This window comes from Segeticoccus rhizosphaerae, from assembly GCF_009192725.1.
GTDB lineage: Bacteria > Actinomycetota > Actinomycetes > Actinomycetales > Dermatophilaceae > Segeticoccus > Segeticoccus rhizosphaerae.
In genome coordinates, this window is sequence record NZ_VOHR01000560.1 from 1 (window position 1) to 1,325 (window position 1,325).

Below are 1,325 nucleotides of genomic sequence, written 5' to 3' on the forward strand. Positions count from 1 at the left end.
GGCGTGCCGAACCCGTCAAACCCCCCGGCACGGCCGTGGCCGGTGTCGGCGCTGGCGTCGCCGCCGAACAGGCCACCGAGCAGGTCCTCCAGGTCCGGCTGGGTCCCGCGGCCATCACCGCCGGTCGCGAACCGGACCCGGGTGCCCCCGCCGGAGCCGAACAGGCCACCGAACAGGTCCTCAAACCCCGCCCCGGCACCGGCGGCACCGGCGCCGCTGCCGGCGGTGAACCGGGCACCGCCGGAGGCCATCTGCCGGATCGCGTCGTACTCGCGCCGCTGCTCCGGATCGGACAGGACCGCGTAGGCCTCCCCGATCTCCTTGAACCTCTGCTCGGCGGTGGCGTCCCCCGGCTTGGAGTCCGGGTGCCACTCACGGGCAAGCTTGCGGTAGGCCCGCTTCAGGGCCGCCTCGTCGACGTCCGGGGAGACGCCGAGGACGGCATAGAAGTCCTTGTCCAACCAGTCCTGGCTGGCCACCCCAACACCTCCCTCCTGCTCTTGCTCAATTCGGGTCGGCCACGGCCACCCGCGCCGGGCGCACCACCCGGTCGTTCCTCCGGTAACCCGGCTGCAGCACCTGCACCACCGTGGTCGCCTCGGTGCCCTCGGGCAGCTCGGCCTCGGTGTGCATCAGCGCCTCGTGCACGGCCGGGTCGAACACCTCACCGGCCTGACCGAAACGCTGCACCCCGAAGCGGCCCAGCACCGCCTCCAGCTTGTCCGCGATCGCCGCCAGCGGCCCACCGGTCAGGTCACCGTGCCGGCGCGCGGCGTCGAGGTCGTCCAGCACCGGCACCAGCGCCTGCACCACCTCACTGACCGCGAGGTCGCGGTGCAGCTGCCGGTCACGCTCGGCCCGCCGCCGGTAGTTGGCGTACTCGGCGTTCACCCGCTGCAGGTCTCGCTTCAGCTCCTGCGCCACGGCAGCCTCCGAACCGGCCGCCGGGGCCGGTGCCCGCTCGGCGGTGCGCTGGGCCGCGCCGGAGTCGCAGGCGGGGCGGTCACCGGCACCGCGCACGGCACCGGTGACCGGGTCGATCCGCCGGTTGTCCTTGACCACCAACGGCTCACCGGGCGCCCCGCCGGAGCGTTGCTGCGCGCTGCGAGCGGTCCCACCGCCGGCAGGGACACGCTCACTCACCGCGCGCTCCTGGCCGCGTCGCTGTCGTCATCGATGACCTCGGCGTCCACGACGTCATCCTGCGCCGAACTGGACGACCCGCCCGCCGCGCCGGCACCGGTAGCACCGGCGCCCGGGGCACCCTCGCCACCGGCCGCGCCCCCAGCGGCACCGGCTCCGGCGCCCTCGGCCTGGGACGCGGC

At 74.9% G+C, this 1,325-nt stretch carries 3 protein-coding genes; all 3 read right to left on the bottom strand.

Annotated elements, in window-relative coordinates:
* Window positions 1-479: DnaJ domain-containing protein (locus FRW57_RS21645; RefSeq protein WP_152187042.1), on the bottom strand; the 479-nt coding region annotated here is incomplete at its 3' end.
* A 25-nt stretch (window positions 480-504) separates the two neighbouring features.
* Window positions 505-1,143 (bottom strand): nucleotide exchange factor GrpE, encoded by a 639-nt coding sequence (locus FRW57_RS21650; RefSeq protein WP_203230479.1) that lies wholly within the window; start codon window positions 1,141-1,143, stop codon window positions 505-507.
* The coding region (locus tag FRW57_RS24215) for a hypothetical protein (protein WP_203230480.1) at window positions 1,140-1,325 on the bottom strand (186 nt) is incomplete at its 5' end. The genes FRW57_RS24215 and FRW57_RS21650, both read right to left, overlap by 4 nt.